Consider the following 24451-nt stretch of genomic DNA (forward strand, 5'->3'; position numbering starts at 1 on the left):
AGAAAGCGTCAACAAGGGGCCCTTCCTAACGCCTCAGCTGACGGTGATCGTGCCGTCGGCCGCGCGGACGCAGGCGACCGCCCGGTTGGCGGCGACGGCCGCGCCGGTCAGGCAGCGCCCCAGCGCCTTGTGCCCGGCCACGTTCGGGTGCCACGACTCCTGGCACGTCTGGAAGTACGAGACGCAGGTGTTGGCGATCCGCTGAATGTCGATCTTGTCCTTGCCCGAGAGGCTGGTCACGAAGCTGCCGCTCGGGCCGTCCATCAGCCGGATCGGCGTGGCGAGCGCACCCGACGGGCTGGTCGGCTGCTCGCACAGCCGGGCGCCGTCGAACGCCCGCTGCACGTTCAGGTAGACCAGGTCGTCGGCCGGGAACTCGGCGGCCAGGCTGTCGCGCACCGACCGGACCAGCGTGCCCAGGCCGGTGGAGAAGCGGTGCCCGGGCGCCAGGCTCGCGCGGTGGATCGGGCAGCCGGCCGCGTACCGCTCCGCGCCCAGGTCACGGAACTTGTCCCGGTCGTCTTCCCGGCCGTCCTCCTCCCAGTAGTTCGAGGCCAGGTCGAACGGCAGCGGGTTGGTGTAGTCCTGGAACACGACCCGGTGCTGGCCGTCGGCGTCGACCTGGTCGAGGGTGGCCAGCAGCTGCCGTACGGCGGCCGTGGTCTCCGCCGTGGCCGCGCTGAACTGCGCCGAGGTGGCCAGGTCGGCGTCGCTGCACGGCTCCTGCGGCACCGGCCCGCCCAGGTACGCCCAGAACTCCCACCAGCCGGTCCACGCGTCGGCGATGAACCGGTTGGCGCACTTCTCCGCCACGCTGCCGAAGGTGAACGAGCTGTTGTTCGAGCCGAGGCCGACCAGCACCAGGTCGATGTCGTGGGTCCGGGCGACCGCGCGGAGCTGGTCGAGCTGCGAGGCGACCGACCGGCCCTTGGCCCGGTTGACCGAGGCGCCGGCGATGTCGTACGGCTGGCCGCCCGAGCAGGCCAGGTTGAACCGGTCGGTGATGCCCGGCAGGTCGGCCTGGAACAGCGACGCGTTGGGCGAGCGGTGGCAGAAGTACGCGTTGCTGTTCGGCGCGTCCCAGCCGGGGAAGCCCTGGCTGACGCCGTTGACGTCCACGACCGGGGAGTACGACCCGGCCCCCTCGCCGCTGATGAAGCTGTCGCCGAGCGCCACGGCCGCGGTGGGGAGGCCGGCCGCCGCCGGTGCGGCTGGCGCGACGGCGGTCGACAGCGCCGCCGCCGCGACGGTCAGCACCGCCGCGAGCGCGGTACGACGGAACACGGACATGCGCGTCCTCCATCTATCCATGGAAATATGAAAGTTTCTACGAGACGGTGATCACATCACGGGCGCGTGACGGGCGTCAACGACCGGTGACCGGATCAGGGGTTCGCCGGCCGAGGGCCGACGGGCGGCCGGCGTACCGTCGGGGAGCGGGATGAACCGCGGACCCGACGGCGTTGACCCCCGGTGTCGGGGCGCTCACGGGCCCGCCGCCCGAGCGTCCGCGCCGCAGGCGGCGCGGCCCGAGGTGCGGGGTGCCGGCGTCCTGTCCCACCTGCCCGTTAGGCTCGCTGCGGCGCGCCGCGCGAGGTGATCGAGCCGGTGAGCGGCACCACCACCGCCGAGACCTGGGAGTACGACCAGTTGACCGCACAGCCTGAGACGCTCTACGGGGCCGACGACCTGACGCACCTCGAGGGGCTGGACGCCGTCCGCAAGCGCCCCGGCATGTACATCGGCTCGACCGACAGCCGTGGCGTGGGTCACCTCGTCAACGAGATCCTCGACAACTCCACCGACGAGGGTGTCGCCGGTCACGCCACGCGCGTCGAGGTGATCCTGCACGCCGACGGCTCGGTGCAGGTCGACGACGACGGCCGGGGCATCCCCACCGACGTGCACGCCAAGTCCGGCATCTCCGGCGTCGAGCTGGTGCTCACCCGGCTGCACGCCGGCGGCAAGTTCGGCGGCTCCGGCTACAAGACCTCCGGCGGCCTGCACGGCGTCGGCGCGTCCGCCGTCAACGCCCTCTCCCGGCGCTTCGACGTCACCGTGCGCCGCGGCGGCAAGGTGCACGCCATGTCGTTCCGGCACGGCGTGCCCGGCGTCTTCGCCGGCCCCGGCCCCGACGCCGCCTTCACCCCCGGCCCCGGCCTCCAGGTCCTCGGCGCGATGAAGCGCGGCCAGCGCACCGGCACCTCGATCCGCTACTGGCACGACGCCCGCTACTTCGAGACCGGCGCCACGCTCGACGTCGAGGCCGTCCGGCTCAAGGTGCGCAACACCGCGTTCCTGGTCCCCGGCGTGAGTTACCTGCTGCGCGACGAGACCGGCGAGGAGCCGGTCGAGGAGACCTTCCACTTCCCCAACGGCCTCACCGACATGGTCGAGTTCCTCGCCCCGGCCGGCGACCGGCCGGTCTCCGGCACGCTGCTGGTCACCGGCGAGGGCACCTACCGGGAGAACGCCGCCGACGCCAACGGCGTCATGCAGTCCAACGTGCAGCGCCGGGCCGAGGTCGAGATCGCGTTCCGCTGGGGCACCGGCTACGACCGCACCGTCGAGTGCTTCACCAACACCATCCGCAACGCCCACGGCGGCACCCACCGCAAGGGCTTCGAGCGGGCCCTGGCCCGCACCCTCGCCGAGGCGGCCCGCTCCGCCCGGGGTCTGCTGCGGCCCAAGGAGGACGCGCCCACCCTGGACGACGTCCTGGAGGGCATGACGGCCGTGGTGCACGTGCGCATCCCCGAGCCGCAGTTCACCTCGCAGACCAAGGACGAGCTGTCCACCGCCGGCATCACGAAGGTGCTCCAGGGCCTGGTGGAGGCGCACGTCAAGGCGTGGCTGGAGGACCGCCGCACCAAGGCCGAGGCCCGCACGGTGCTCCAGAAGATCGTCGACGCGGCCCGGGTCCGGCTCACCCAGAAGCAGCAGAAGGACGCGGCCCGCCGCAAGACCGCCCTGGAGGGCGCGTCGATGCCGCCGAAACTGGTCGACTGCCGCGCCGCAGGCATCGACAGGAGTGAGTTGTTCATCGTGGAGGGCGACAGCGCCTTGGGGACGGGGCGACTTGCCCGATCTGCCGAATACCAGGCGCTTCTCCCGATCCGCGGCAAGATCCTCAACGTGCAGAAGGCCAACCTCCAGCAGGTGCTGGACAACGCCGAGTGCGCCGCGATCGTCCAGGTGCTCGGCGCCGGCTCCGGCCGCACCTTCGACCTGTCGTCCATGCGCTACGGCCGGGTGCTGATCATGGCCGACGCCGACGTGGACGGCGCGCACATCCGCACCCTGCTGATCACCCTGTTCGCCAGGTACATGCGCCCGCTGATCGAGGCCGGCCGGCTCTACGCCGCGATGCCGCCCCTGCACAAGATCACCACCAAGGGGCGCAACCCGCAGACGACCTACACCTACACCCAGGCCGAGATGGAGGCGACGGTCCGCAAGCTGGAGAAGGCCGGCAGGCAGATCGTCACCCCGATCCCCCGGTTCAAGGGCCTCGGCGAGATGGACGCCGACGAGCTGTGGGACACCACGATGAACCCGGCGACCCGGGCGGTGCGCCGGATCACCCTCGACGACGTCGACGCCGCCGAGCGGATCCTGGAGCTGCTGATGGGGGAGAAGGTCGAGCCGCGCCGCAACTGGCTGATCGAGTCCGCCGACCGGGTCGACCGGGACGCGATCGACGCATGACGACCACCCGTCCCCGCCCCGCCCCGGCCCGCCGGGCAGACCGTCGCCCGACCGTGGCCCGCCGAGGAGAGAGCTGAACCATGGCACGCCGTAAGAACACCGGTCCCCGGGCGGACCTGGCCGCCTTCGACCAGGCCGGCGCGCGGGTCTTCGACAACCCGCTGGTCACCGAGGTCTCCGACTCCTACCTGGAGTACGCCTTCTCGGTCATCCACTCCCGCGCCCTGCCGGACGCCCGCGACGGCCTCAAGCCGGTGCACCGGCGCATCCTCTACTCGATGCACGAGGCGGGGCACCGGCCCGACCGGGCGCACGTGAAGTCGGCCCGGGTGGTCGGCGACGTGATGGGCCGCTACCACCCGCACGGCGACACCGCGATCTACGACGCGATGGTTCGGCTCGCCCAGGACTTCTCGCTGAACGTCCCGCTCATCGACGGGCATGGAAATTTTGGGAGCCCAGACGACGGCCCGGCAGCGGCGCGCTACACGGAAGCGCGGATGTCGCACGAGGCGATGCTGCTGGTCGGCGAGCTGGGCGAGGACACGGTCGACGTCGAGCCCAACTACGACGGCTCGCTCACGCAGCCGACGGTGCTGCCGGCGGCGTTCCCCAACCTGCTGGTCAACGGCGCGTCCGGGATCGCGGTCGGGATGGCCACCAACATGATCCCGCACAACCTGGCCGAGGTCGTCTCCGCCGCCCGGTGGCTGATCAACCACCCGGACGCCGACCTGGACAAGCTGATGGAGTTCGTCCCCGGCCCCGACCTGCCCACCGGCGGCGTGCTGCTCGGCCTCGACGAGGTGCGCCGGGCGTACGAGACGGGGCGCGGCGTGGTGCGGATGCGCGGGCGGGTGGAGATCGGCCCGCTGGAGGGCAGCCGGGGCCGGCAGGCGATCACCGTGGTCGAGCTGCCCTACGGCGTGGGCGCCGAGAAGGTCATCGCCGCGATCACCAACGAGGTCAACAAGACCAAGCGGCTCACGGGCATCGCCGACGTCAAGGACCTCACCGACCGCGAGAACGGCACCCGCCTGGTCATCGAGTGCAAGGTGGGGGTCAACCCGCAGGCGCTGCTGGCCGACCTCTACCGGCTGACCCCGCTGGAGCAGTCGTTCGGCGTCAACAACCTGGTCCTCGTCGACGGGCAGCCGCAGACGCTGGGGCTGAAGGCGCTGCTGGAGGTCTTCCTGCGGCACCGCTACGACGTGGTGACCCGGCGCAGCGCCTACCGGCGGCGCAAGCGGCAGGAGCGGCTGCACCTGGTCGACGGCCTGCTGATCGCCCTGCTCGACATCGACAAGGTGGTCCGGCTGATCCGGGGCAGCGACGACGCCCAGGCCGCCAAGGACGGCCTGATGCGCCAGTTCAAGCTCTCGGACATCCAGGCCAGTTACATCCTGGACACCCCGCTGCGCCGGCTGACGAAGTTCGACCGGATCGAGCTGGAGGCCGAGCAGGAGCAGCTGCGCAAGGAGATCGCGCAGCTCTCCACGATCCTCGACGACGAGAAGGTGCTGCGGAAGGTCGTCTCCGACGAGCTGGCCGCCGTGGTGAAGAAGTTCGGCACCGAGCGGCGCACCACCCTGGTCGACGGGGACCTGAAGGAGGTGCTGGCCGCGTCCGCGCCGGCCGGTCCCCTCGAGGTGGCCGACGACCCGTGCCAGGTGATCCTCTCGGCCACCGGGCTCGTGGCCCGCACCGCGGCCGAGTCGGAGGAGGCGTCCGAGGGGCGTCGGCGCAGCGGTCGGGTCAAGCACGACGCCGTACGCGCGCTGGTGCACTCCACGGCCCGGGGCCGGGTGCTGCTGGTGACCAGCGCCGGCCGGGCGTTCAAGATCGACGTTCTGCCGCTGCCGGTGCTGCCGGAGCAGGCCGGCACGGTGTCGCTGCGCGGCGGCATGTCCGCCGCCGAGCTGGTGCCGCTGGAGCCGGGGGAGTCGGTGGTGGGGCTGGCGCCGTTGGGCGCGACCGGGGAGGGCTCGCCGGGGCTGGCGCTGGGCACGCGGCAGGGCGTGGTGAAGGTGTGCGCCCCGGACTGGCCGGTCCGCTCCGACGAGTTCGAGGTGATCGGGCTGCGCGAGGGCGACGAGGTGGTCGGGGCGACCTGGCTGGCCGACGGGGCGGAGACGTTGGCGTTCGTCTCCTCCGAGGCGTCGCTGCTGCGTTTCCCGGCGTCGGCGGTGCGTCCGCAGGGGACGAAGGGCGGCGGCATGGCCGGCATCAACCTGCCGGCGGGGGCGCGGGTGGTCTTCTTCGGCGCGGTCCGGGAGGACGATCCGGCCCACGGCGAGCCGATGGTGGTGACGTCCACCGGGGCGACGGTGAAGGTGACGCCGTTCGGGGCGTACCCGGCGAAGGGGCGGGCGACCGGCGGGGTGCGCGCGCAGCGGTTCCTCAAGGGCGAGACGGATCTGGTGGTGGCGTGGGTCGGCCCCCGGCCGGTCGGCGCGACGGCGACCGGCGACCCCGTGGAGCTGCCTCCGGCGGATCCGCGCCGCGACGGCAGCGGCTTCGCCGTGATGCTGGGCCCCACGGTGGTCGGCCACCAGATCGAACGCGACTGAGCCGTCCGCGCCCCCGCCCCGGTCAGCGTGCCGGGGTGGGGGTGCGCAGGCGGGCGACGAGGCGCATGCCGTGGTAGGTGGCCAGGGCGGCGGCGGTGCCGAGGGCGATGCCGTTGAACGAGAGGTCGCCGGTGGTCAGGGTGTAGTTGGCCGCGCCGACGATCAGGGCGACGGCGGCGGTCATCAGGTTGACCGGGTCGTGGAAGTCGACCCGGTTCTCGATCCAGATCCGGGCGCCGAGGACGGCGATGAGGCCGTACAGGGCGGTGGTCGCGCCGCCGAGCACCCCGGCCGGCACGGTGAGGATCAGCGCGCCGAACTTGGGGCTGAGCCCGAGCAGCACGGCGGCCAGCCCGGCCACCCAGTACGCGGCGGTGGAATAGACGCGGGTCGCCGCCATCACGCCGATGTTCTCCGCGTAGGTGGTGGTGCCGGAGCCGCCGCCGGAGCCGGCGAGCATCGTGGCCAGGCCGTCGCCGAGGAACGCCCGGCCCATGTCCCGGTCGAGGTTGCGGCCGGTCATCGCGGCGACGGCCTTGACGTGCCCGGCGTTCTCGGCGATCAGCACGAGGATCACGGGGATCACCAGCACGGTCGCGCGCAGGCTGAAGCTGGGCGCGTGGAACTCGGGCAGGCCGACCCACGCCGCCTTGCGCAGCCCGTCGACGGCCTTCGGGTCGAGGCCGCCGAGGGCGGCGGCGAACAGCCAGCCGGCGACGACGCCGAGCAGGATGGACAGCCGGGCCGCGAAGCCCCGGAACGCGACGGTGGCGAGCAGGATCGCGACCAGGGTGAACACGGCGATCAGCGGTTGGGCCTTGACGCCGGTGCCGCTGCCGCCGCCGTCCCAGGCGACGGGGGCGAGGTTGAGCCCGATCAGCGCCACGATGGCGCCGGTGACCACGGGTGGCATCAGCGCGTCGATCCAGCGTGCCCCGGCGAGCTGGACGACGAGGCCGACGGCGGCCAGGGCGGCGCCGGCCACGACGATGCCGCCGAGCGCGGGGCCGATGTCGCCGCCGGCCTTCGCGGCCAGCACGGGGGCGATGAACGCGAACGACGACCCGAGGTACGACGGCAGCCGGTTGCCGGTGATCACCAGGAAGAGCAGGGTGCCGACGCCGGAGAAGAACAGCGTGGTGGCCGGCGGGAAGCCGGTGATCAGCGGCACGGTGAAGGTGGCGCCGAACATCGCCACGACGTGCTGTACGCCGATGCCGAGGGTGCGCGGCCAGGAGAGCCGTTCGCCGGGGTGGACGACGTCGCCGGGGGTGACGGAGCGGCCGTCGCCGTGCAGGGACCAGGGCGACCAGCGGGAGCGCGGTTCGGTGGGGGTCTCGGTCATCGCGGTGCCCTTTCGCGTCGACGGCGGTGCGGGGCGGAGACCCTGGAAGTCGTTTCTAGCAGAGGAGCCGTGTCCAGCGCTCAGGCGACCCCGGCGGGGCGGAACTGGACGCTGACCCGGGGGCCGACCGGGCGCGCGGTCTTCGGGATCGCGTGCTCCCAGGTGCGCTGGCAGGAGCCTCCCATCACCACCAGGTCGCCGTGGCCGAGGGGGAAGCGCAGGCCGGGGCCGCCGCCGCGTGGGCGCAGCAGCAGCGGCCGGGGCGCGCCGAACGAGACGATGGCGACCATGGTGTCGGTGTGCGCGGAGCGGCCCAGGGTGTCGCCGTGCCAGGCGACGCTGTCGCGCCCGTCGCGGTAGAGGCACATGCCGGCGGTGACGAACGGCTCGCCCAGCTCGGGGGCGTAGTGCGCGGTCAGGGCCGCTCGCGCCCGGGTGAGCACCGGGTGGGGCAGCTCCCGGTGGCCGGAATACCAGCAGAGCAGCCGGGGGACGTCGACCCGCGCGTCGTACATCGTGCGGCGCTCGGCCCGCCAGGGCACGTCGGCGAGCAGCACGTCGAGGACCGCGTCGGAGCCGCGCACCCAGCCGGGCAGGTGGTCGACCCAGGCGCCCCGGGTCAGCGGGTGCCGGCGCAGCCCGGCGAGCGGGCCCAGCGACGGCCCGTCGGCGGCGAGGTCGAGCATCGACGGCTGGTAGGCGGCACCGGACATGCCGCGCAGCCTACCTGGCCTTTCGTACGCGTGTGCGACCGTGGTCCGGTCCGTCACCCGCCGGTCACCTGCCGCACACGTGGACGTCGCCGCCCGTCGCCGGGCCGGGCCTAGCGTGACCGGGTGCAGAGCCAGTCCGCCATCGTCGTCGCGCCGGCCGGTCCGCCGCAGCCGCCGCCGGGCCACCCGGCCCGCCATGCCCGCCGGCTGGTCGGCTGGCTCGCCGCCGCGTGGGTCGGGCCCCTGCTGGCGTACGCGGCGGGGCTGGCCGGGCTGCTGCCGCTGGTGCTGCTCGGGCTGACGGCAGGGCTGCTGCGGGGCGGCCGGACCCTGCTGGACCGGCTGGTGCTGGCCGGCGCGCTGCTGGCCGGCGCGACGTGCGCCGCCGGGCTGCTCTTCTCGGCCTGGCCGTGGGGGCTGCACCCGGTGCCGGTGTCGGGGACCGCGCTGACGGTCCTGCTCGGGATCGCGGCGGCCACCGGTCGCCGGCCGAGGCTGCCCCGTCCGGTCGCCGCCGACCTGCCGCCGGTGGGGGCGGCGTCGCTGGCCGCCGTCGCCATGGCGTGGCCGTACCTGCGCGCCGGTGACCTCGCCGGCCGCCTCGCGTACGCGATGACCGGCGAGGACAACAGCCGGCACCTGGCCACGGTGGAGGGCATCCGGGCCGTCGGCGGCTACCTGTTCACCGACCCGCAGGCGGCGGCGCGGATCGCCCCGGAGCCGATGGTCTGGTATCCGCAGGGCTTCCACCTCACCGCGGCGCTGCTGGACACGTTCCTGCGCTCCTCGACGGCCCCCGCCGGGCCGGCCGACGCCCTCGACCACTACCTCGGCTGGTCGGTCGGGGCGTGGGGGCTGCTGGTGCTCGCCGTGACGTGGGCGGCGCGCCGGCTCGCCGGCCCGCAGCTCGACCCGCCCCGCGCGCTGGCCCTGACCGGCGCGGTCACGGCCGCCTGCCTCGGCTCCGAGCTGGCCCGCTTCGTCGTCTACGGCTACCCGGGCGAGAGCCTCGGGCTGGCGGCGACGGTGCTGCTGGTGGCGGTGACCTGCCGTCCGGTGGCCCGCACCGGCACCCAGGTGGCCGTGGTCGGCGGGCTGTGCGTGACGGTCGGCTTCGCGTACCTGATGTTCCTGCCGGTGGTCGCGGCGCTGGCGGCGGCGTGGCTGGTCCGTGACCGTCGGCGGCTGCGTCGCCGGCCGCGGCTGTTGGCGGTGGTGGCGCTGGTGGCGGCGGTGCTGACGCCGCTGCCGGCCGTCGCCGGCCTGCTGCGCACCGACCAGGTCGACAACGTGGCCACCGGCGGCGGCGTGTTCCCCCGCTACGACGCGTTCCTGGCCCTCGCGGCCCTGGTCGGCGCGGGCCTGGTCGTCGGCCGGCGGCTGCCGGTGTGGCGGCGCTACGCGGGAGCGCTCGCCGCGGCGGGCGTGTTCGCGGCCGGGTTCCTGCTCTACTTCCGGGCGCTGGGCACCGACCCGCGCTACTACTATGGCAAGACGCTGCACCTGCTGCTGGCGGTGCTGCTCGTCGGCGGGGGCGCGCTGGCCCTGCTGCTGCCGCCACCGGGGCGGACCGTGCCCGGCACCCGGGCCGGCGGTGGAGCGGGCCGGCGGGCCGAAGGACGGCGGGCCGGCGCGCGGTGGGCGGTGGCGGTCGCGGTGGTGCTGGCCTGCGTCGGGGCGGCCGGGCTGCCGCGCGGCACCGGGCTCTTCGCCCAGCCGTTCGGCGACCGGGTCACCACCTGGGCGGCGGCCTGGTGGTCGGGCTCGCTGGCCCGCCCGGGCCCGGCGGCGCTGACGGTCCGCGCGCTGGCCCGGCCGCCGGCCGCGCCGGGCACCGTCACGGTGGTGGTGAGCGACCGCCGCCGCGAGGGCTACCTGGTCACGCTGTTCGTCTCCACCCTTCAGGGCACCGCCGGCGCGTCGGGGCCGGCGGTGTACCGGCTGCCGCTGGCCGAGCCGGCCCGCAGCGCCGCCGTGGTGGCGGCGGTGCCGGGGCCGATCCGCTTCCTGGCCGCCGACGCGGCGGCGGCCCGGGTCGTCGAGGACCTGCTCGCCGCCCGCCCCGAGCTGCGCACCCGGGTCAGCGTGGAGCGGCTGCCCTGAGCCGGAGCGGCTGCTCGGCAGGCGGCGGCGCGGGGCGTTCCCCTAGCCGCGGCCGGGCGCGCCGACGAGGGCGAGCACCGCGTCGGCGACCCGGGCCCGGCCCCGCCCGTCGACCGTGGCCCAGGCGCGGGCGGCCAGGGCGGCCCGGCGCTCGGGGGAGTCGAGCAGGGCGCGCAGCGTCCGCGCGGCCCCGGCGCGGGCCGTCCGGCCGGGCAGCCCGGCGGCGGCCAGCGCGGGCAGCTCGCCGAGGCCGGCCACGAGCCCCGCATCCACCACCCGGCCGTACGACTCGCGCTGGTTGTCCACCACGCACACCAGCGCGGCCGGCGCGCCGAGGCAGCACAGCTCCCAGGTGGACGTGCCGGCGGCGCTGACCACCAGGTCGGCGGCGGTGACCAGGGCGGGCAGGTCGTCGGTGGGCGGCACGGGCCGCACGGCCTGCCCCCGGCCGGGGGCCAGCGCCGCCAGTTCCGCCTCGACGTCGGCGCGGCCGACGACCACGGTCAGGTCCATCGGGTGCCCGGTGGCCAGCAGCACCCGGGCCAGCACGGGGGCGGCCCCGAACGCGTCGGTGCCGCCGAAGAAGGCGAGCACCCGGGGCCGGGGCACCGGCGTCGCGGGGCGGGGCGCCGCCGGCCGGGCGGCCACCACCGCGTCGCGCAGCAGCGGGTACGCCGTCCCGGCGAGCAGCCGGCCGGGCAGCGGCCCGTGCGCCGCGCCCAGGTTCTGGTCCAGGTAGACGTCGGCGTCCTGCCCCCGGGTGTCGCCGTCGACGACGGCGAGGGTCACCACCCCCGCCGCGCGCAGCGCCCCCGCCCCGGCCGGGTCCAGCTCGTACGAGTCGAGCACCACCACGTCGAGGCCGTGCCGGCGGGCCGTCGCCACGAGGTCGGCGGGGCGCTGCGGCCCGGGGTGCAGCGGGATGCCCCGGGAGGCGAGCTGCCGGGCCGCCCAGCCGACCCCCTCGACGGTGCCGAAGAACTCGACGCGGTGGCCCCGGGCGAGGAACTCCTCGGCCAGGGCGAGGCAGCGCACCAGGTGCCCCACCCCCCGGGTGGGCCCGGCGTCGCAGCGGACCCCGACGCGTACGGTGCTCAGGACTCCTCCAGCCGCTTCTGCCGCACCGAGGCGTTCAGGGCGCGCAGGGCCGGCTGGCCCGCCAGCCAGTCGGCGAGCTTCGCCAGCGGGACGCTGACGTCGCCGAAGTGGTCGGTCACCGCCCGCACCAGCGCCCAGTCCTGCTCGGTGTCGAGGGTGAGCCGCAGGGCCGACCGGTCGGGGGTGAGCGTCACCCCGAGCACCCGGAACAACTCCGGATGGGTGTACGCGTACGAGGTTACGTGCACCCGGTGGTGGTCGGTGGCGATGCGGTGCAGCGTACGCAGCGTGTCCGCCCGGATGATCTCCACGTCCAGCCCGCGCGGCAGCGTACGCGCGATCGACGTGCTCGCGTAGTCCAGCCCCGGCACGGCCCGGTACACGTCGGCGACCAGCCGGACGATCTCCGGGTCGAGCAGCGGGCAGTCCGCGGTGAACCGCATGACCGCGTCGCCGGGGTGCGCGTCGAGCGCGCCCACGAACCGGTCGAGCACGTCGTCGACGGGGCCCCGGTGGCAGGCCACGCCGAGCCGGGCGCACTCGGCGACCACCGCGTCGTCGGCGGCTTCGGTGCTGGTGGCGACCACCAGGTCGGCGAGCACCCCGCCGTCGGCGGCGGCCCGGACCACCCGGCCGAGGACCGAGCGCCCGGCCAGCGGCCGCAGCACCTTGCCGGGCAGCCGGGACGAGCCCATCCGGGCCTGCACGATCCCCACGATCCGCGTCACTGCTGCTCCTGTTCGTCGCGCCGGGGCGCGAGGGCGTCCTTGGCCCGCCGCTTCGCCGCGCGGGCGCCCCGCTTGGCCAGCCGGGCCGGGGTGATCGCCAGCCGGCCGACCCGGTAGCTGAGCGACCCGCTGAGCAGGTTGATGGTCGCCTCGGCCCGGCGCAGCGCCCGCTCCCGGGAGGTGAGCAGCTCCTCCGTCCAGCGCAGCAGGGCCGTCACCCGGGTCAGCTCCGCCTTCTGCCGCAGCCACGCCTCGCGGAGCTGCTGGTGGCTGTCCAGGCCGGTCGGGGGCGCGGTGGGCTCCACCGCGCGCAGCTCGTCGGCGAGGGCGACGCGGTCGGCGTTGTCCAACCCGCGCAGCGCCGCGGTGACCGCGACCTCCGCGTCGACGGCGGCCGTCACCGTCGCCCGGTCCAGGTCGCGCCCGGCGGTGCCGGCCAGCACCACGGTCAGCCCCGCCACGTCGAGGGTGGACGACCAGGGGTGGGCGTAACCGCCGGTGGCCAGGGCGGCGGCGAACCGCCACAGGCCCCGGGCCAGCGTCACGTCCACCGGCCACGGGTCGCTGGCCCGCCAGCTCGGGTCGAGCACCGCGAACGCCGGGGGAGCACCGGTGGCGTCGCGGGCCGTGCAGGCCCCGCCGTCGGCGAGCACCACGTTGTCGAGGCTGGCCAGGGCCGTCGCGCCGGTGAGCCGGCCGGCGTCGTCGGCGTGCGCGTCGAGCCAGGCCGCGTACCCGCGCAGCAGCCGGCGCAGGGCGGCCAGGTCGCGGCGCAGGCAGGCGTCGAGCAGCACGGTGCGCAGCAGCCGGCCCTCGGGCACCGCTCCGGCGAGCACGGCCGGGTCCCGCCAGGCCGCCGCGCGGGTGGCGAACGGGGCCTCCGTGGCCGCCGCGACCGGGCCGGGCACCCGCCACCGCCAGCCGTCCGCCGCCGCCGTCACCTCCACCACGCCGATCCCGGGCGGCCCGGTCTGCACCCACAGCACCGGCAGCCCGCCGGGTTCGGCCGGCGCGGGCCGGGCCGCGCCCGCCTCGGTGCCGGCCGGGTTCGGCGGGTCGCCCACGGCGGGGACGGCCGGGGCCGCGCGGTGGGCCAGCACCAGCCAGCCCGGGGCGAGCGCGGTGCCCAGCCCCGCGTGCAGCGCGTCGACCGCCAGCCTCGCCGGGTCCTGGAGCACGGGACGGTCGCCGTGGCCCGGCGCGCACGCGCCGTGCAGCACCGCGTCCAACAACCCGCTGCCGGGGCGCGCGGCCAGCGCGCCGGCGTCGACCAGCGCGGTCGGCGCGGCCGGCTCGGGGTACGCGGCGAAGCAGCCGCCGGGGCGCAGCCCCGCCCCGGCCAGCCGGTCCCGCGCCTGCTCCAGGTTGGCGGGACGGCCGGCGTCCAGCGCCCCGCCGACCGCCCAGTCGGCGTCGTCGCGGCCGGCGTACCAGGGCGCGGTGTCGACCATCCGGGTCAGCCCCACCGGGTTGTCCAGCCGCAGCAGCAGCGTCCCGCCGGGGGCGAGCACGGCGGCGAGCCGGCGCAGCAGCCCGTCCCAGCCGACCGGGGTCCCCTCCACCGACTCCACCGCGTCCAGGCCGGCGGCGGCGATCACCACGTCGAACGTCTCGTCGGCCGGCAGCCCGCCGGGGCCGCCGACGACCACCCGCACGGGCCGGTCCTCGGCCAGCGCCGACCCGTCCGGCCAGCTGCGCAGCAGGCAGGTGACGTCGGCGTGGGCCAGCCGGTCGACCAGCTCGGGGTCGTGCGGCCCGGCCAGCAGCACCCGCGCACCGGCCGGGGTGACCCGGGCGGCGAGCGCCGCGAGGGGCCCGCCGCCGGGCAGCCGCCGGCCGGTCAGGTCCGACCAGGCCAGCATCTCCCCGCCGGGCAGGGCGATCCGGGTCGAGGTGTCAGTGGTCAACGTGTTCCTCCTGGAGGGTCGCCCAACCCAGCAGCTCCCGCAGCTCGGCCGGCGTGCAGCGGTGGTCGGTGCCCAACTCGGCGCGGGCGATCTCGACCGCCGTCGGCAGGTGCACCGACTCGCCGTGCAGGTCCGGCCACTGCCGGCGGATGCGGGCGGTGCCGCCGAACGTCGGGTCCTCGTCGGCGAGGATCATCGGGTCGCCGTAGACGGCGGGCTCGCAACCGGCCGCGATGCCGTAGAAGATGGCGCTGGTCAGCCGGTTGGACGCCACCCGGCGGTGCCGGCGCAGCTCGGTGAGCTGCTTGTCGAGGAAGAGCGGGTCCGTGTCCTTCCACCAGTGCCCCCGGTAGCCGTGGCAGATCACCCGGAACCCGGCCTGCTCGTAGAGGCGGCGGACCCGGCGCATGCCGTACTCGTGCCAGTAGAGGCAGACGGTGACCGGGCCCGGCTCGGTGGCGCGGATGCGGGCGATCAGCTCCCGGTGGTCGCCGCGCACGTGCTGGCCCTCCCAGCCGTGGAACGGATACCAGATGGTCCCCTCCCGCTGCGGCTCCGGCGGGTCGTCGGCGCGCAACGTCAGCAGGTACGCGAACGGCGCGCCGGTCACCACGACGTTGCGCCGCCCCACCGACCAGGCCCGCCGCCGGGTCTGCTCCGACCACAGCAGGCTCGGCGTGCCCTCGACGTACGGGTGGCCGGGGGCGAGGCCGTCGCCGATGTTCCAGCCGTGCTGGACGTACCCGTTGATCCGGGGCGGGTGCCCGTCGCCGAGGCCGCAGTAGCGGGCCAGCACGTGCGCGTGGCCGTAGAAGTGGTTCGCGTGGTGCATCCCGGTCCCCTCAGGCGGCGGCGCGCGCCGGGGCGGCGTGCAGGGCGGCGGCCAGGGCGTCGACGACGCGGTCCTGGTCGGCGTCGGTGAGGTCGGGGAACAGCGGCAGGGAGAGCTGCTCGGCGTAGAACCCCTCGGCGACCGGGCAGTAGCCGCGCCGGTAGCCCAGCTCCGCGAACGCCGGATGCCAGTGCACGGGGACGTAGTTGACCTGCACGCCGATCCCGGCGGCCCGCATTGCGTCGTAGACGGCGCGGCGGCGGCCCTCGTGCACCCGGATCGGGTACAGGTGCCAGGCCGGCTCGGCCCACGACCGCCGGCCGGGCACCGACACGCCGGGCAGGTCGGCCAGGGCCTCGTCGTAGCGGGCGACCAGCTCGGCGCGGCGGTCCAGGAACCGGGGCAGCCGGCGCAGCTGGCTGCGGCCCAGCGCGCAGAGCACGTCCGGCAGCCGGTAGTTGAGCCCGAACTCGTGGATCTCCTGGTGCCAGCCGCCCTCGTCCGGCCAGCGCTGCGCGGCGCGGTCCCGCACGAGGCCGTGGTTGCGGAACCGGCGGGCCCGCTCCAGCAGGGCCGGGCTGACGGCGGCGACCGCGCCGCCCTCGGCGGTGGTGAGGTTCTTCGTCGGGAAGAACGAGAACGTGGTGAGGTCGGCGAGCGACCCGACCGGCCGGCCGTGGTAGGCCGCGCCGATCGAGTGGGCGGCGTCGGCGAGCAGCAGCCTGTCGCCGCCGCCGAGCACCGCGCGCAGCGCGTCGTAGTCGGCGGGGTGGCCGGCGTAGTCGACCGCCGCCACCACCTTCGTCCGGCCGGTCAGCGCCGCGCCGACCGCCGCCGGGTCCAGGGTGTACGTCTCCGGCTCGACGTCGGCGAAGACGACCCGCGCGCCGAGCGCGACGGCGGTGCTGGCGGTGGCCGCGAACGTCATCGGCGGCACGACCACCTCGTCGCCGGGGCCGACGCCGGCCGCCGCGTACGCCACGTGCAGGGCGGCCGTGCCGTTGGACACGGCCGCGCAGCCGACCCCGCCGGTCCAGCCGGCCAGGTCCGCCTCGAACGCGTCGACCTGCGGGCCGGTGGTGAGCCAGTCGCTGCGCAGCACGGCGACCACGGCGGCGACGTCGTCGTCGGTGACGGACTGCCGCCCGTACGGGAGCATCGCCATCACGCGGCGATGCCGAGCATGTCGCGCAGCTGCTCCACGCCGAGCCACTCGTCGTTGCTGTCCGACTGGTAGGCGAACCCGTCCGGCACCGGCTCGCAGTGCGCGGGCGGCTGGTAGCCCCAGGTGGCGATGGTCGGCTGCACGATGAACCGGTCGGGGGTGCGCAGGGTCCGCCGGCTGTCGTCCGGGGCGATCATCTCCTCGTGCAGCTTCTCGCCGGGCCGGATGCCGATCTCGTGGGTGGTGGCGTCCGGGGCGACGGCCTCCACCAGGTCGAGGATGCGCATGCTCGGGATGCGCGGCACGAACAGCTCGCCGCCCTGCATCTGGTCGAACGAGTCCATGACGAACTGCACGGCTTGGTCCAGGGTGATCCAGAACCGGGTCATCCGCTTGTCGGTGACGGGCAGGCTCTTGCCCTCGGCGGCGAGCCGGCGGAACAGCGGCACCACCGAGCCCCGGCTGCCCACCACGTTGCCGTAACGCACCACGGCGAACCGGGTCGGGTGGTGGGCGGCGTAGTGGTTCGCCGAGACGAACAGCTTGTCGCCGACCAGCTTCGTCGCCCCGTACAGGTTGATCGGGCTGGACGCCTTGTCGGTGGAGAGCGCGATGACCTTCTTCACCCCGGCCTCGATGGCCGCGTCGACGACGTGCTGCGAGCCGGTGATGTTGGTGGCGATGAACTCCGACGGGTTGTACTCGGCGGTGTCCACCTGCTTGAGCGCGGCGGCGTGCACGACGTGGTCGACGCCGTGCATGGCCCGGGTGAGCCGGTGGCGGTCCCGGATGTCGCCGATGAACCAGCGCAGCCGGGGGTCGTCGCCGAGCTGCTGGCGCAGCTCGTACTGCTTGAGCTCGTCGCGGGAGAACACCACCACCCGGGCCGGGTCGGCCTCGGCGAGGACGTGCCGCAGGAAGGTGCGGCCGAAGGACCCGGTGCCCCCGGTGATCAGAATGGAGGACCCATTCAACTCGCTCAACTGGTGCTCCCAAGGTCGGTTGATCTTTCGGCCGGGGACGGTGCCGGCCGGCGGACGGTTCGTGACGCTAAGCCGGCAGAGTTAACGGCCCCACGCCGGACGGTGAACGGGCGCGACGCGGGCGGTGAATGCGTCATGCCCGCCCCGCGTCGACAGCGGGCCGCCAGGTGAACGGGACGTGTCCGCCGGTCAGACCAGGTCCCAGCCCAGCGCGGTGCCCCGGGGCACGTCGCGGCGGAACGTGCGGCCGAGCACCCGGTCCAGGTCGGCCGGGGGCAGCCCGCCGGCCGGGCGGATCGAGCGCACGTTGTCCCGGGTCACCGGCTCGCCCGCGCGGACGTCGGCCACCACGTACAGCGACCGGCGGAACCGCAGCCCCTCCCGCTCGGTGGGGGTCGGGCCGATCGTGGTGACGCCCAGCGCCGCCCAGGCCCGCTCGGACTCGACGCGCAGGTCCGCCAGCTCCGTCGGCTCCAGCGAGAAGTCCGAGTCCACCCCGCCGTCGGCGCGGCGCAGCGTCACGTGCTTCTCGATCAGGCAGGCGCCCAGCGCCACCGCCGCCACCGGCACCCCGATGCCGGGGGTGTGGTCGGAGATCCCGACCGGCACGCCGAACGTGTCGGCCAGCACCGGCAGCCGGCGCAGGTTGCTGTCCTGCGGCGGGGCCGGGTAGGACGCGGTGCAGGCCAGCAGCACGATGCCGCCCGCCCCGCCCTCGCGGGCGGCGGTCACCGCGGCGTCGATCTCGCCGACCGTGGCCATGCCGGTGGAGATCACCATCGGCTTGCCGGTGGCGGCCACCAGCCGGATCAGCGGCAGGTCCACCAGCTCCGACGAGGCGATCTTGTACGCCGGGGCGTCCAGCTCCTCCAGCAGCTCCACGGCGGTGGCGTCGAACGGCGACGAGAAGACCGTCAGGCCGTGCCGGCGGGCCCGCTCGAAGATCGGCCCGTGCCACTCGTACGGGGTGTGCGCCCGCTCGAAGAGCTGGTAGAGCCGCTCGCCGCCCCACAGCTCGTGGCCGCCGGAGATGCGGAACTCCGGCGCGTCCACGTCGATGGTCAACGTGTCCGGGGTGTACGTCTGGAGCTTGAGCGCGTGCGCGCCGCTGGCCGCCACCGCGTCCACGATGGCCAGGGCCCGGTCGAGGCTGCCGTTGTGGTTGCCCGACATCTCGGCGACCACGAAGGGCCGCTCGCCGGTGCCCACCGCGTGCGGGCCGATCTTGACTGTCGTCATGTTCCCCTGCTCAGTTGCGTCCACACCACCTGGTGCGGCGTGCCGTCGACGTCCCGCTCGTAGCGCCGGACGATCGTGAAACCGAAGCGCCGGTGCAGCGCCAGCACCGGCCGGTTGGTGGCCAGCGTCTCGCCGCCGAGCGTGCGCGCGCCGAGGGTGTCGAACGCGTACGCGATCGCCGCCTGCTCCAGCGACAGCCAGGCCGGCATGAGCGCCCGCCGGGCGTCCAGCCCCTCGACGTCGAGATAGAAGCCCCAGGTCAGCGCCCTGTCCGGGCTGGTCACGCCGGAGAAGGTCACCACGCCGCAGGGCTGCCCGAGGTGCTCGTGCACCAGCACCCGCCGGTCCGGGTCGACGCGTACGCCCGCCCACCAGGCGGCGTGCTCGGCCGCGCCGATCTCGTGCCGGGTGAGGCTGACCTCGCGGACCTGCGGGTGGTTGCGCCAGCGCAGGATCGTCGCCAGGTCGGCGTCGCGGGCGGGCCGCAGCACCCCGCCGGCCCGGGTGGCGGTCGTCCCGCTCGTCCCCGTCCCGGTCATCCCCGCCCCGCCATGGCGCTGCCCTGTTCCGCCCCCGACGGCGTGCCCTCGGCGGCCAGCGGCCCGCTCCCGCCGGACGCCGCGTCGGGGGCCGCCGCCCCGGCGGGCGACACCGGCCGCAGCGAGCCGGCCAGCCGGTGCGCCCGCCGCAACGTCTTGTACGCGAGGTAGCTGTCCCGGGCGACGAGGCGGTGCTTCAGCCCGGCCACCCCGCCCGGCCGGGCGTACCCGCCGGAGGGCAGGTAGCGGCGGTAGTGCTCGGCGACCCGGCGGAAGAACCCCCGCCGCAGCCTCGGGTGCACCCGGCCGTCGTTGCCCACCACCACCAGATAGTGGTTGATCATCAGGCCGAACAGGTCCGTGCGGATCCAGTCCTCGGTGACGTGCTCGGCCACCCACTGCTGGAGGCGCTCGTACTGCACGAACGCGTCGAAGTGCCGGCCGCTGCGGGTCGAGGTGATCGCGCCGAGCCGGCCCTGCCGGTAGTGGTAGCAGACGTGGTCCAGCACCCCGATCCGGTCCGCGGCGATGAGCAGCGGGTGGCTGAACGGGATGTCCTCGTACCAGCCGGGGTGGAAGCGCAGCTCCAACTCGTCGAGGAAGCCCCGCCGGACCACCTTGTTCCACGCGGTGTGCTGCACCCGCAGCAGCTCGGGCCGGTCGGCCAGCCGGACGCACCCGTCGACCCCGCGCAGCAGGTGGCTGCTCGCGTCGACCTCCAGCCGGCCGCCCTCGTGCACCCGCAGGTGGTCCACCAGCAGCACGTCCGGCTCGTCGCGGCGCAGCCGCGCCAGCACCACGGCCAGGGCGCCCGGGGGCAGCCAGTCGTCGCTGTCGACGAACCACACGTACCGGCCGGTCGCCTCCGCCAGCCCCGCGTTGCGGGCCAGCCCCAGCCCGACGTTGCGGGTCAGGGACACCACCCGCACCTGGGGCCGCCCGGCCGCGTACGACCGCAGCATCTCCCCGCACCGGTCCGGGGAGGCGTCGTCGACGGCGACCAGCTCGACCTCGGCGGCCTCGGCGGCGGACAGGCCGCCGAGGATCGACTCCAGGCACTGGTACAGGTACGCCTCGACGCCGTGCACCGGGACGACGATGCTCAGCAGCGGGCTCCGCGTCGGCTCATTGACCACGCCCGACACCTTCGACCGCCCGGATGGACGGCCCCGGAACCTGACGTATCCGCCGGGGGTGGGCTCGCTGAACAGACCCCCTACGGAGGGTTAACGGTTGAGCATCCGCTTCACCCGGCCGCCGGCCGCCCGCACCCGGGCCCGCAGCCGGTGCGACTCGAACCCCGCGACGGTCTCCTTCAGCTCCTGGTTGCGGTCGTGCAGCCACTGGATGCGGGCGATCAGCTCGGCCGGGTCGGTGGCCGACTGCGCGCGTACCGCCGGGGGGAACGTCGTCTCGGCGACCTGCCGGTCGAACCGGGCGGCGCTGTCGCCGTCGGCGAAGGAGACCCCGAGGTCGTGCTTGGCCAGGAACGCCGTCATCGTCGCGTACCGGGCCTTGTGCCCGTTGTTGAGCGCGGTGTAGTCGGCCTCGTCGTAGAGCTCTATGGCGTCCACGTCCGGCGGGACGTCCTTCATCAGCCGGTGCGGGATGTCGAAGTACCGGGCCAGCTCCAGCGTCCGCGAGTCGTGCGCGAAGAGGTAGCCCGGCGTCCCCGCCACCAGCGCCGTGATGGTGCCGTGGATGCGGGTGCCGAAGTTGAAGTCGAACCGCGACAGGTAGTCCATCCACGTCCACGGGTCGACGAACATTCGCACCTTGTCCTCGGTGAACAGCGGGTGGGAGGTGTGGATCGGGATGGCCGCCTTCTTGCCCCGGTCCTCCGGGGCGTCGCCGAAGAGCAGGGTGCCCAGCGTCTTGAGGTCCTGCGGCAGGTAGCGCAGGTTCGGGTACCGCCGGTGGTGCGAGGCGATGACCTTCGCCATCGACTTCACGTACGGGGAGACGGTCAGCGCCACCCGGTCCTCGACGGTGAGCGTGGTCTTGCGCTTGTCGACCCGCAGGCTGTCGCCGTGCAGGAACATCGACGGGCAGCCGATCACGTCGACGGCGGAGAAGCCCAGGGTCCGCAGGTACCCCTCGGTGATCTCGCCCCGCACCCCGATGGTGTGCGACCGGTCCAGCACGGCCGAGACGAACGCCTTCACCGCGTCGTCGATCGGCCGCAGGTACTCCCGGTCGGCGTCGACGTTGGTCTGCGCGCCGACCCCGAACACCACCACCGGGATCTTCAGCCGCTCGATCAGCCGGGTCATGGCGACCAGGCGGTGGGCGTAGCTGCGCCGGAACGCGTTCGCCAACGGCACCACGAACACGTCGAACCGCTCGTTGATCTCGTCGGCCTCGCGCGGGTTGACCCGGAACTCCGAGGAGGTGACCTCCGCCGTCGACGTCCGCAGCAGCTTGTGCGCCGCGTGGCTGAACACGAGGTTGCCGGCGTTCTCGCCGATCCAGTTGCGCTCGAACGTCTCCTCCGGCGAGTAGACGTCGAACGGCCCCTTCTTGGCCCGCAGCAGGATCCGCTGGTGCATCCGTGTTGTCCCCTCGTCGTGGCCGAGACCGCGATATTAGGCCATCGTGCCCGTGCCGCCGCCAGGCGCGTCACGTGCCGGCCGACGGCGGGCGGCGCGCCCGGCCGCACCGGGTAGGGTGCCGGCGGGGCGGCACCGCGCGGCCCGCCGCCACCGGGGCGGCGGCGTCGGCCCGGGGCGTCCGCGAGGAGGAGAGCGGTGCTGGTGACCCCCGCGGCCGGTCGGGCCGCCGGCCTCCCCGGCGCCCCGACCGTCGTACGCCCCGACGCGCCGGCCCGTCCGGCCAGCCGGCTGCCCTCGCTGACCGGGCTGCGCTGGGTCGCCGCCCTGCTCGTCTTCGGCTACCACGTCGGCACCATGCGGATCGTCGGCCAGCCCGAGGCCAAGGCCGTCGTCGACTGGCTGTTCACGCTGGGCCTGTCCGGCGTCGAGTTCTTCTTCATCCTCAGCGGCTTCGTGCTGGTCTGGTCGGCCCGCGACGGGGACCGCCGACGCGACTTCCTGCGCCGCCGGCTCGCCAAGATCTACCCGAACCACCTGCTGATGTGGGCGGTGGTGCTGGTGACCGGGGTGTGGGTCTTCGCCGACCCGGTCAACGTCCGCGCCGCGGTGGAGAACCTGTTCCTGGTCCAGGCGTGGGACCCGACGCCCGGCTACTTCTACAGCGTCAACTCGGTGAGCTGGTCGCTCTCCTGCGAGCTGTTCTTCTACGTCTGCCTGCCGTTCGCGCTGCCGCTGGTGCGCCGGGCCCCGGTCGGGGCGCTGTGGGCGGTGGTGGCGGCCGTGCCGCTGCTGATCGTGGCGCTCTGGCCGGGGCAGCGCCTGGTGCCGCAGGAGAGCACCTGGTGGTTCACCCAGATCTTCCCGGTCGTGCGGTCCCTGGAGTTCTGGATGGGGGTGGCCGCCGCCGAGCTGCTGCGCCGGGGGCGCTGGCGCGGCCCGGGGCTCACCGCCGCCAGCGTCATGTTCGTCGTCACCTGGGTGGTCGCCGCCCAGTGGATCCGCGCCGAGCTGTGGGCGGCGCTGCTCGCGGCGGCGTACCTGCTGGTCATCGTGGCCGCCGCCGACGCGGACGTGCGCGGCGCGCGGACGCCGTGGCGGTCCCGGCCGATGGTCTGGCTCGGCGAGGTCTCCTTCGCCTTCTACCTGGTGCACGTCTTCGTCATGATCACCGTCCTGCGGCTGGCCGACCGGCTCGGCACGGGGCTGCCCGGCTGGTGGGGCCCGCTGGCGGCGGTCGGCTTCCTGCTGGTCAACCTCGGCCTGGCCGCGCTGTTGCACCGGTGGGTGGAGATGCCGCTGACCCGCCGGCTCGGGCCGCCGCGCCGACCCCGCGCCCCGGCCGCCGCCGCCTGACCCGCCGCCCGCCGCCTGCCCCTGCCCCTGCTCCGCCGCCGACCCGGCCCCTGACCCCGCCGCCGGTGACGCGTGGCGGTGGTGCGTGGCCTGTGGTGCGTCGTCCGTGGTGCGCCACGCCGCGTTCAGCAGGTGACACGCTCGCCGGCGGTGCGTGGCGCGGCCGGTGGCGGTAGCGTGGACGGGTGCTTCCCGTCGCGCTGACCTGTCCCCTGTGGTGGGTCGCGCGCTGGACGGCGCGGATGCTGGCGACCCTCGCCGTCGTGGTCGCGTTCTCCCTCGGTGCCGCGTCGCTGCCGCCGGGCACGGTGCTCCCCGCCAGCGTCGACCCCGGCCAGGCCGGCTCCGGCCCTGCCGTCGCTGCCTCCGTTGCGGGGTCCGTCGCCGTCGCGGAGGCCCGCACCGTCGCGGCATCCGCCGCCGGGTCCACCGTCACTGGCTCCATCGCCGCCGGCTCCATCGCCGCAGCGGGTGCCGCCGGCCCGTGGCCGCCCGCCGACGCGCCGCCGCCCGCCGAGGCCGGGCCCCTGCAGGTCGCCGCGCCAGCCCCGCAGCGGGTGCCGACCGGGCTCGTCCCCGCCGCCGTCGGCCCCCGCGCGCCGCCGGCCGCCTGAGCCACGCGGCGGGCCGCGCCCGCCACCACCGTCGCCGACGACCCTCACCCACCGCCGCCCCAGCCGCCGGGCCCGTACGCCGCAGGCGTCCCGCCCGGCGGCGGCCCGGATCCCTTTCCGCCTCCCCTGCCCGCGAGGTGCCGACCATGGACATCGTTCTCTACCAGTTCCTGACCGAGGTGCCGCTGGCCGCCGCCATCTGGTCCGTGCTGCTCGTGCTGGCGCTCACCGTGCTCGCCGTGCTGGTCGCCCGCCCCGAGCGGGACCGCCCGCCCGCCGTCGAGCCCCCGGTCCGGCCCGCCGCCCCGCCCGCCCCGGCCGCCGCAGACCTGCGCCGGTACGCCGAGGAGGTGGCGGTGGCCGCCGCCGGGGCGGCGCAGAACGCCCGCCGCCGACGGGCCGCCTGGACGGCCGCCCAGGACGCCGCCGAGCGGGCCTGGCAGGCGTACGACGAGGCGGAGACCGCCGCCCGACGCTTCCGCGACGCGGGCGCGCTGCCGACGCCGCACACCCCGCGTACCCCCGCCGAGTACGCGGCCCGGGAGCGCTGGCTGCACCACGCCGCCACGGCGGCCCACCTGCGGGGCGAGTTGTCCATCGGGCAGCTCTGCGACGTCTTCGCCCGCCGGGGCGGCTGGGACCCCCGGCTGCACCCGGTGGAGCAGGAGGTCGTCCTGGCCCGGGCCGTCCGGGACGGCAGGCTGGCCCGCTACCGTGCCGCCGCCGCACGCGAGCGGGCCGCGTGGGGCGACGCCGAACTGGCGGCCGAGGCCGCCCGGGCGCTGGCCGCCGAGGCGTACGCCGCCGCCGAGCGCGCCCGGCCCGCCCACGCGCCGGCGACCAGCGCCACGGCCTCCGGCAGGGTCCTCGGGATCACCGGCTGGCGCCCACCCCGCCCCGCCCCGGCACGGTAACCGCGGAAACCGCGGTGGTGGTGACCGCCGTGACCGCCGTGACCGCCGTGACCGCCGTGACCGTCGTGACCGTGGTCACTGCGGTGAC

19 protein-coding genes are annotated in these 24451 nt (G+C 75.3%); 6 read left to right on the forward strand and 13 right to left on the reverse strand.

From position 1 onward, the window contains the following. Window positions 1-33: 33 nt before the first annotated feature. Complete coding sequence (locus LPU61_RS05725) at window positions 34-1290, reverse strand: hypothetical protein (RefSeq protein WP_043962748.1); 1257 nt, start codon at window positions 1288-1290, stop codon at window positions 34-36. A gap of 318 nt (window positions 1291-1608) precedes the next feature. Between LPU61_RS05725 and LPU61_RS05730 the strand changes: the two genes are divergently transcribed. Together LPU61_RS05730 and LPU61_RS05735 are read left to right on the forward strand one after the other, a co-directional pair. Further along, window positions 1609-3708 (forward strand): type IIA DNA topoisomerase subunit B, encoded by a 2100-nt coding sequence (locus LPU61_RS05730; RefSeq protein WP_229404340.1) that lies wholly within the window; start codon window positions 1609-1611, stop codon window positions 3706-3708. An 80-nt stretch (window positions 3709-3788) separates the two neighbouring features. Next, complete coding sequence (locus LPU61_RS05735; RefSeq protein WP_043962749.1) at window positions 3789-6278, forward strand: DNA topoisomerase (ATP-hydrolyzing) subunit A; 2490 nt, start codon at window positions 3789-3791, stop codon at window positions 6276-6278. A 22-nt stretch (window positions 6279-6300) separates the two neighbouring features. Here the strand turns inward: LPU61_RS05735 and LPU61_RS05740 are convergent, their stop codons facing one another. Then, window positions 6301-7623, reverse strand: a complete 1323-nt coding sequence (locus LPU61_RS05740; protein WP_229404341.1) for a uracil-xanthine permease family protein — start codon at window positions 7621-7623, stop codon at window positions 6301-6303. Between the two features lie 80 nt (window positions 7624-7703). After that, on the reverse strand, window positions 7704-8336 hold the full coding sequence (locus LPU61_RS05745; protein ID WP_043962751.1) for an alpha-ketoglutarate-dependent dioxygenase AlkB: 633 nt from the start codon (window positions 8334-8336) through the stop codon (window positions 7704-7706). Window positions 8337-8459: 123 nt separating this feature from the next. On the opposite strand from LPU61_RS05745, the gene LPU61_RS05750 reads away from it, so the two are divergent. Beyond that, a complete protein-coding gene (locus LPU61_RS05750) occupies window positions 8460-10439 on the forward strand; it encodes a hypothetical protein (RefSeq protein WP_229404342.1) in 1980 nt (659 codons plus the stop codon). A 42-nt stretch (window positions 10440-10481) separates the two neighbouring features. Here LPU61_RS05750 and LPU61_RS05755 read toward each other — a convergent pair whose 3' ends face one another. The 10 genes from LPU61_RS05755 to LPU61_RS05800 all read right to left on the reverse strand — a co-directional run bounded on the left by LPU61_RS05755 (window position 10482) and on the right by LPU61_RS05800 (window position 21479). Continuing rightward, the gene (locus LPU61_RS05755; protein ID WP_229404571.1) at window positions 10482-11537 is read right to left on the reverse strand and encodes a PseG/SpsG family protein; all 1056 of its coding nucleotides are present in this window, start codon (window positions 11535-11537) and stop codon (window positions 10482-10484) included. Further along, window positions 11534-12265: a cytidylyltransferase domain-containing protein gene (locus LPU61_RS05760; protein ID WP_043962753.1), complete on the reverse strand. Its 732-nt coding sequence runs from the start codon at window positions 12263-12265 to the stop codon at window positions 11534-11536. The genes LPU61_RS05755 and LPU61_RS05760 overlap by 4 nt, the downstream gene beginning before the upstream one ends. Next, window positions 12262-14172: a hypothetical protein gene (locus LPU61_RS05765; protein WP_043962754.1), complete on the reverse strand. Its 1911-nt coding sequence runs from the start codon at window positions 14170-14172 to the stop codon at window positions 12262-12264. Before LPU61_RS05765 ends, LPU61_RS05760 begins: the two co-directional genes overlap by 4 nt. Continuing rightward, entirely contained in the window at window positions 14162-15004 is an 843-nt protein-coding gene (locus LPU61_RS05770) for a hypothetical protein (RefSeq protein WP_043962755.1), read from the reverse strand. Before LPU61_RS05770 ends, LPU61_RS05765 begins: the two co-directional genes overlap by 11 nt. 10 nt (window positions 15005-15014) lie before the next feature. Then, window positions 15015-16163, reverse strand: a complete 1149-nt coding sequence (locus LPU61_RS05775) for a DegT/DnrJ/EryC1/StrS aminotransferase family protein (protein WP_229404572.1) — start codon at window positions 16161-16163, stop codon at window positions 15015-15017. 5 nt (window positions 16164-16168) lie between these two features. Beyond that, window positions 16169-17152, reverse strand: coding sequence for a UDP-N-acetylglucosamine 4,6-dehydratase (inverting) (gene pseB / locus LPU61_RS05780; RefSeq protein ID WP_082106258.1), 984 nt, complete (start codon window positions 17150-17152; stop codon window positions 16169-16171). Window positions 17153-17341: 189 nt separating this feature from the next. Then, entirely contained in the window at window positions 17342-18391 is a 1050-nt protein-coding gene (gene pseI, locus LPU61_RS05785) for a pseudaminic acid synthase (protein WP_043962757.1), read from the reverse strand. After that, complete coding sequence (locus LPU61_RS05790; protein ID WP_043962758.1) at window positions 18388-18930, reverse strand: GNAT family N-acetyltransferase; 543 nt, start codon at window positions 18928-18930, stop codon at window positions 18388-18390. The genes pseI and LPU61_RS05790 overlap by 4 nt, the downstream gene beginning before the upstream one ends. Further along, window positions 18927-20066: a glycosyltransferase gene (locus tag LPU61_RS05795; RefSeq protein WP_229404343.1), complete on the reverse strand. Its 1140-nt coding sequence runs from the start codon at window positions 20064-20066 to the stop codon at window positions 18927-18929. The genes LPU61_RS05790 and LPU61_RS05795 overlap by 4 nt, the downstream gene beginning before the upstream one ends. A gap of 90 nt (window positions 20067-20156) precedes the next feature. Continuing rightward, window positions 20157-21479 (reverse strand): polysaccharide pyruvyl transferase family protein, encoded by a 1323-nt coding sequence (locus tag LPU61_RS05800; protein ID WP_043962759.1) that lies wholly within the window; start codon window positions 21477-21479, stop codon window positions 20157-20159. 198 nt (window positions 21480-21677) lie between these two features. Between LPU61_RS05800 and LPU61_RS05805 the strand changes: the two genes are divergently transcribed. The 3 genes from LPU61_RS05805 (at window position 21678) to LPU61_RS05815 (ending at window position 24363) form a co-directional block, all read left to right on the forward strand. Next, window positions 21678-22835 carry an acyltransferase gene (locus tag LPU61_RS05805; protein WP_229404344.1) on the forward strand — a complete coding sequence of 386 codons (1158 nt, stop codon included), beginning with the start codon at window positions 21678-21680 and terminating at the stop codon, window positions 22833-22835. Window positions 22836-23020: 185 nt separating this feature from the next. Beyond that, window positions 23021-23449, forward strand: coding sequence for a hypothetical protein (locus LPU61_RS31565; RefSeq protein ID WP_305071873.1), 429 nt, complete (start codon window positions 23021-23023; stop codon window positions 23447-23449). Window positions 23450-23595: 146 nt separating this feature from the next. Next, window positions 23596-24363, forward strand: a complete 768-nt coding sequence (locus LPU61_RS05815; RefSeq protein WP_043962761.1) for a hypothetical protein — start codon at window positions 23596-23598, stop codon at window positions 24361-24363. Window positions 24364-24451 lie beyond the last annotated feature (88 nt).

It is taken from the genome of Micromonospora sp. NBRC 110038 (assembly GCF_020884815.1).
Lineage (GTDB): Bacteria > Actinomycetota > Actinomycetes > Mycobacteriales > Micromonosporaceae > Micromonospora > Micromonospora haikouensis.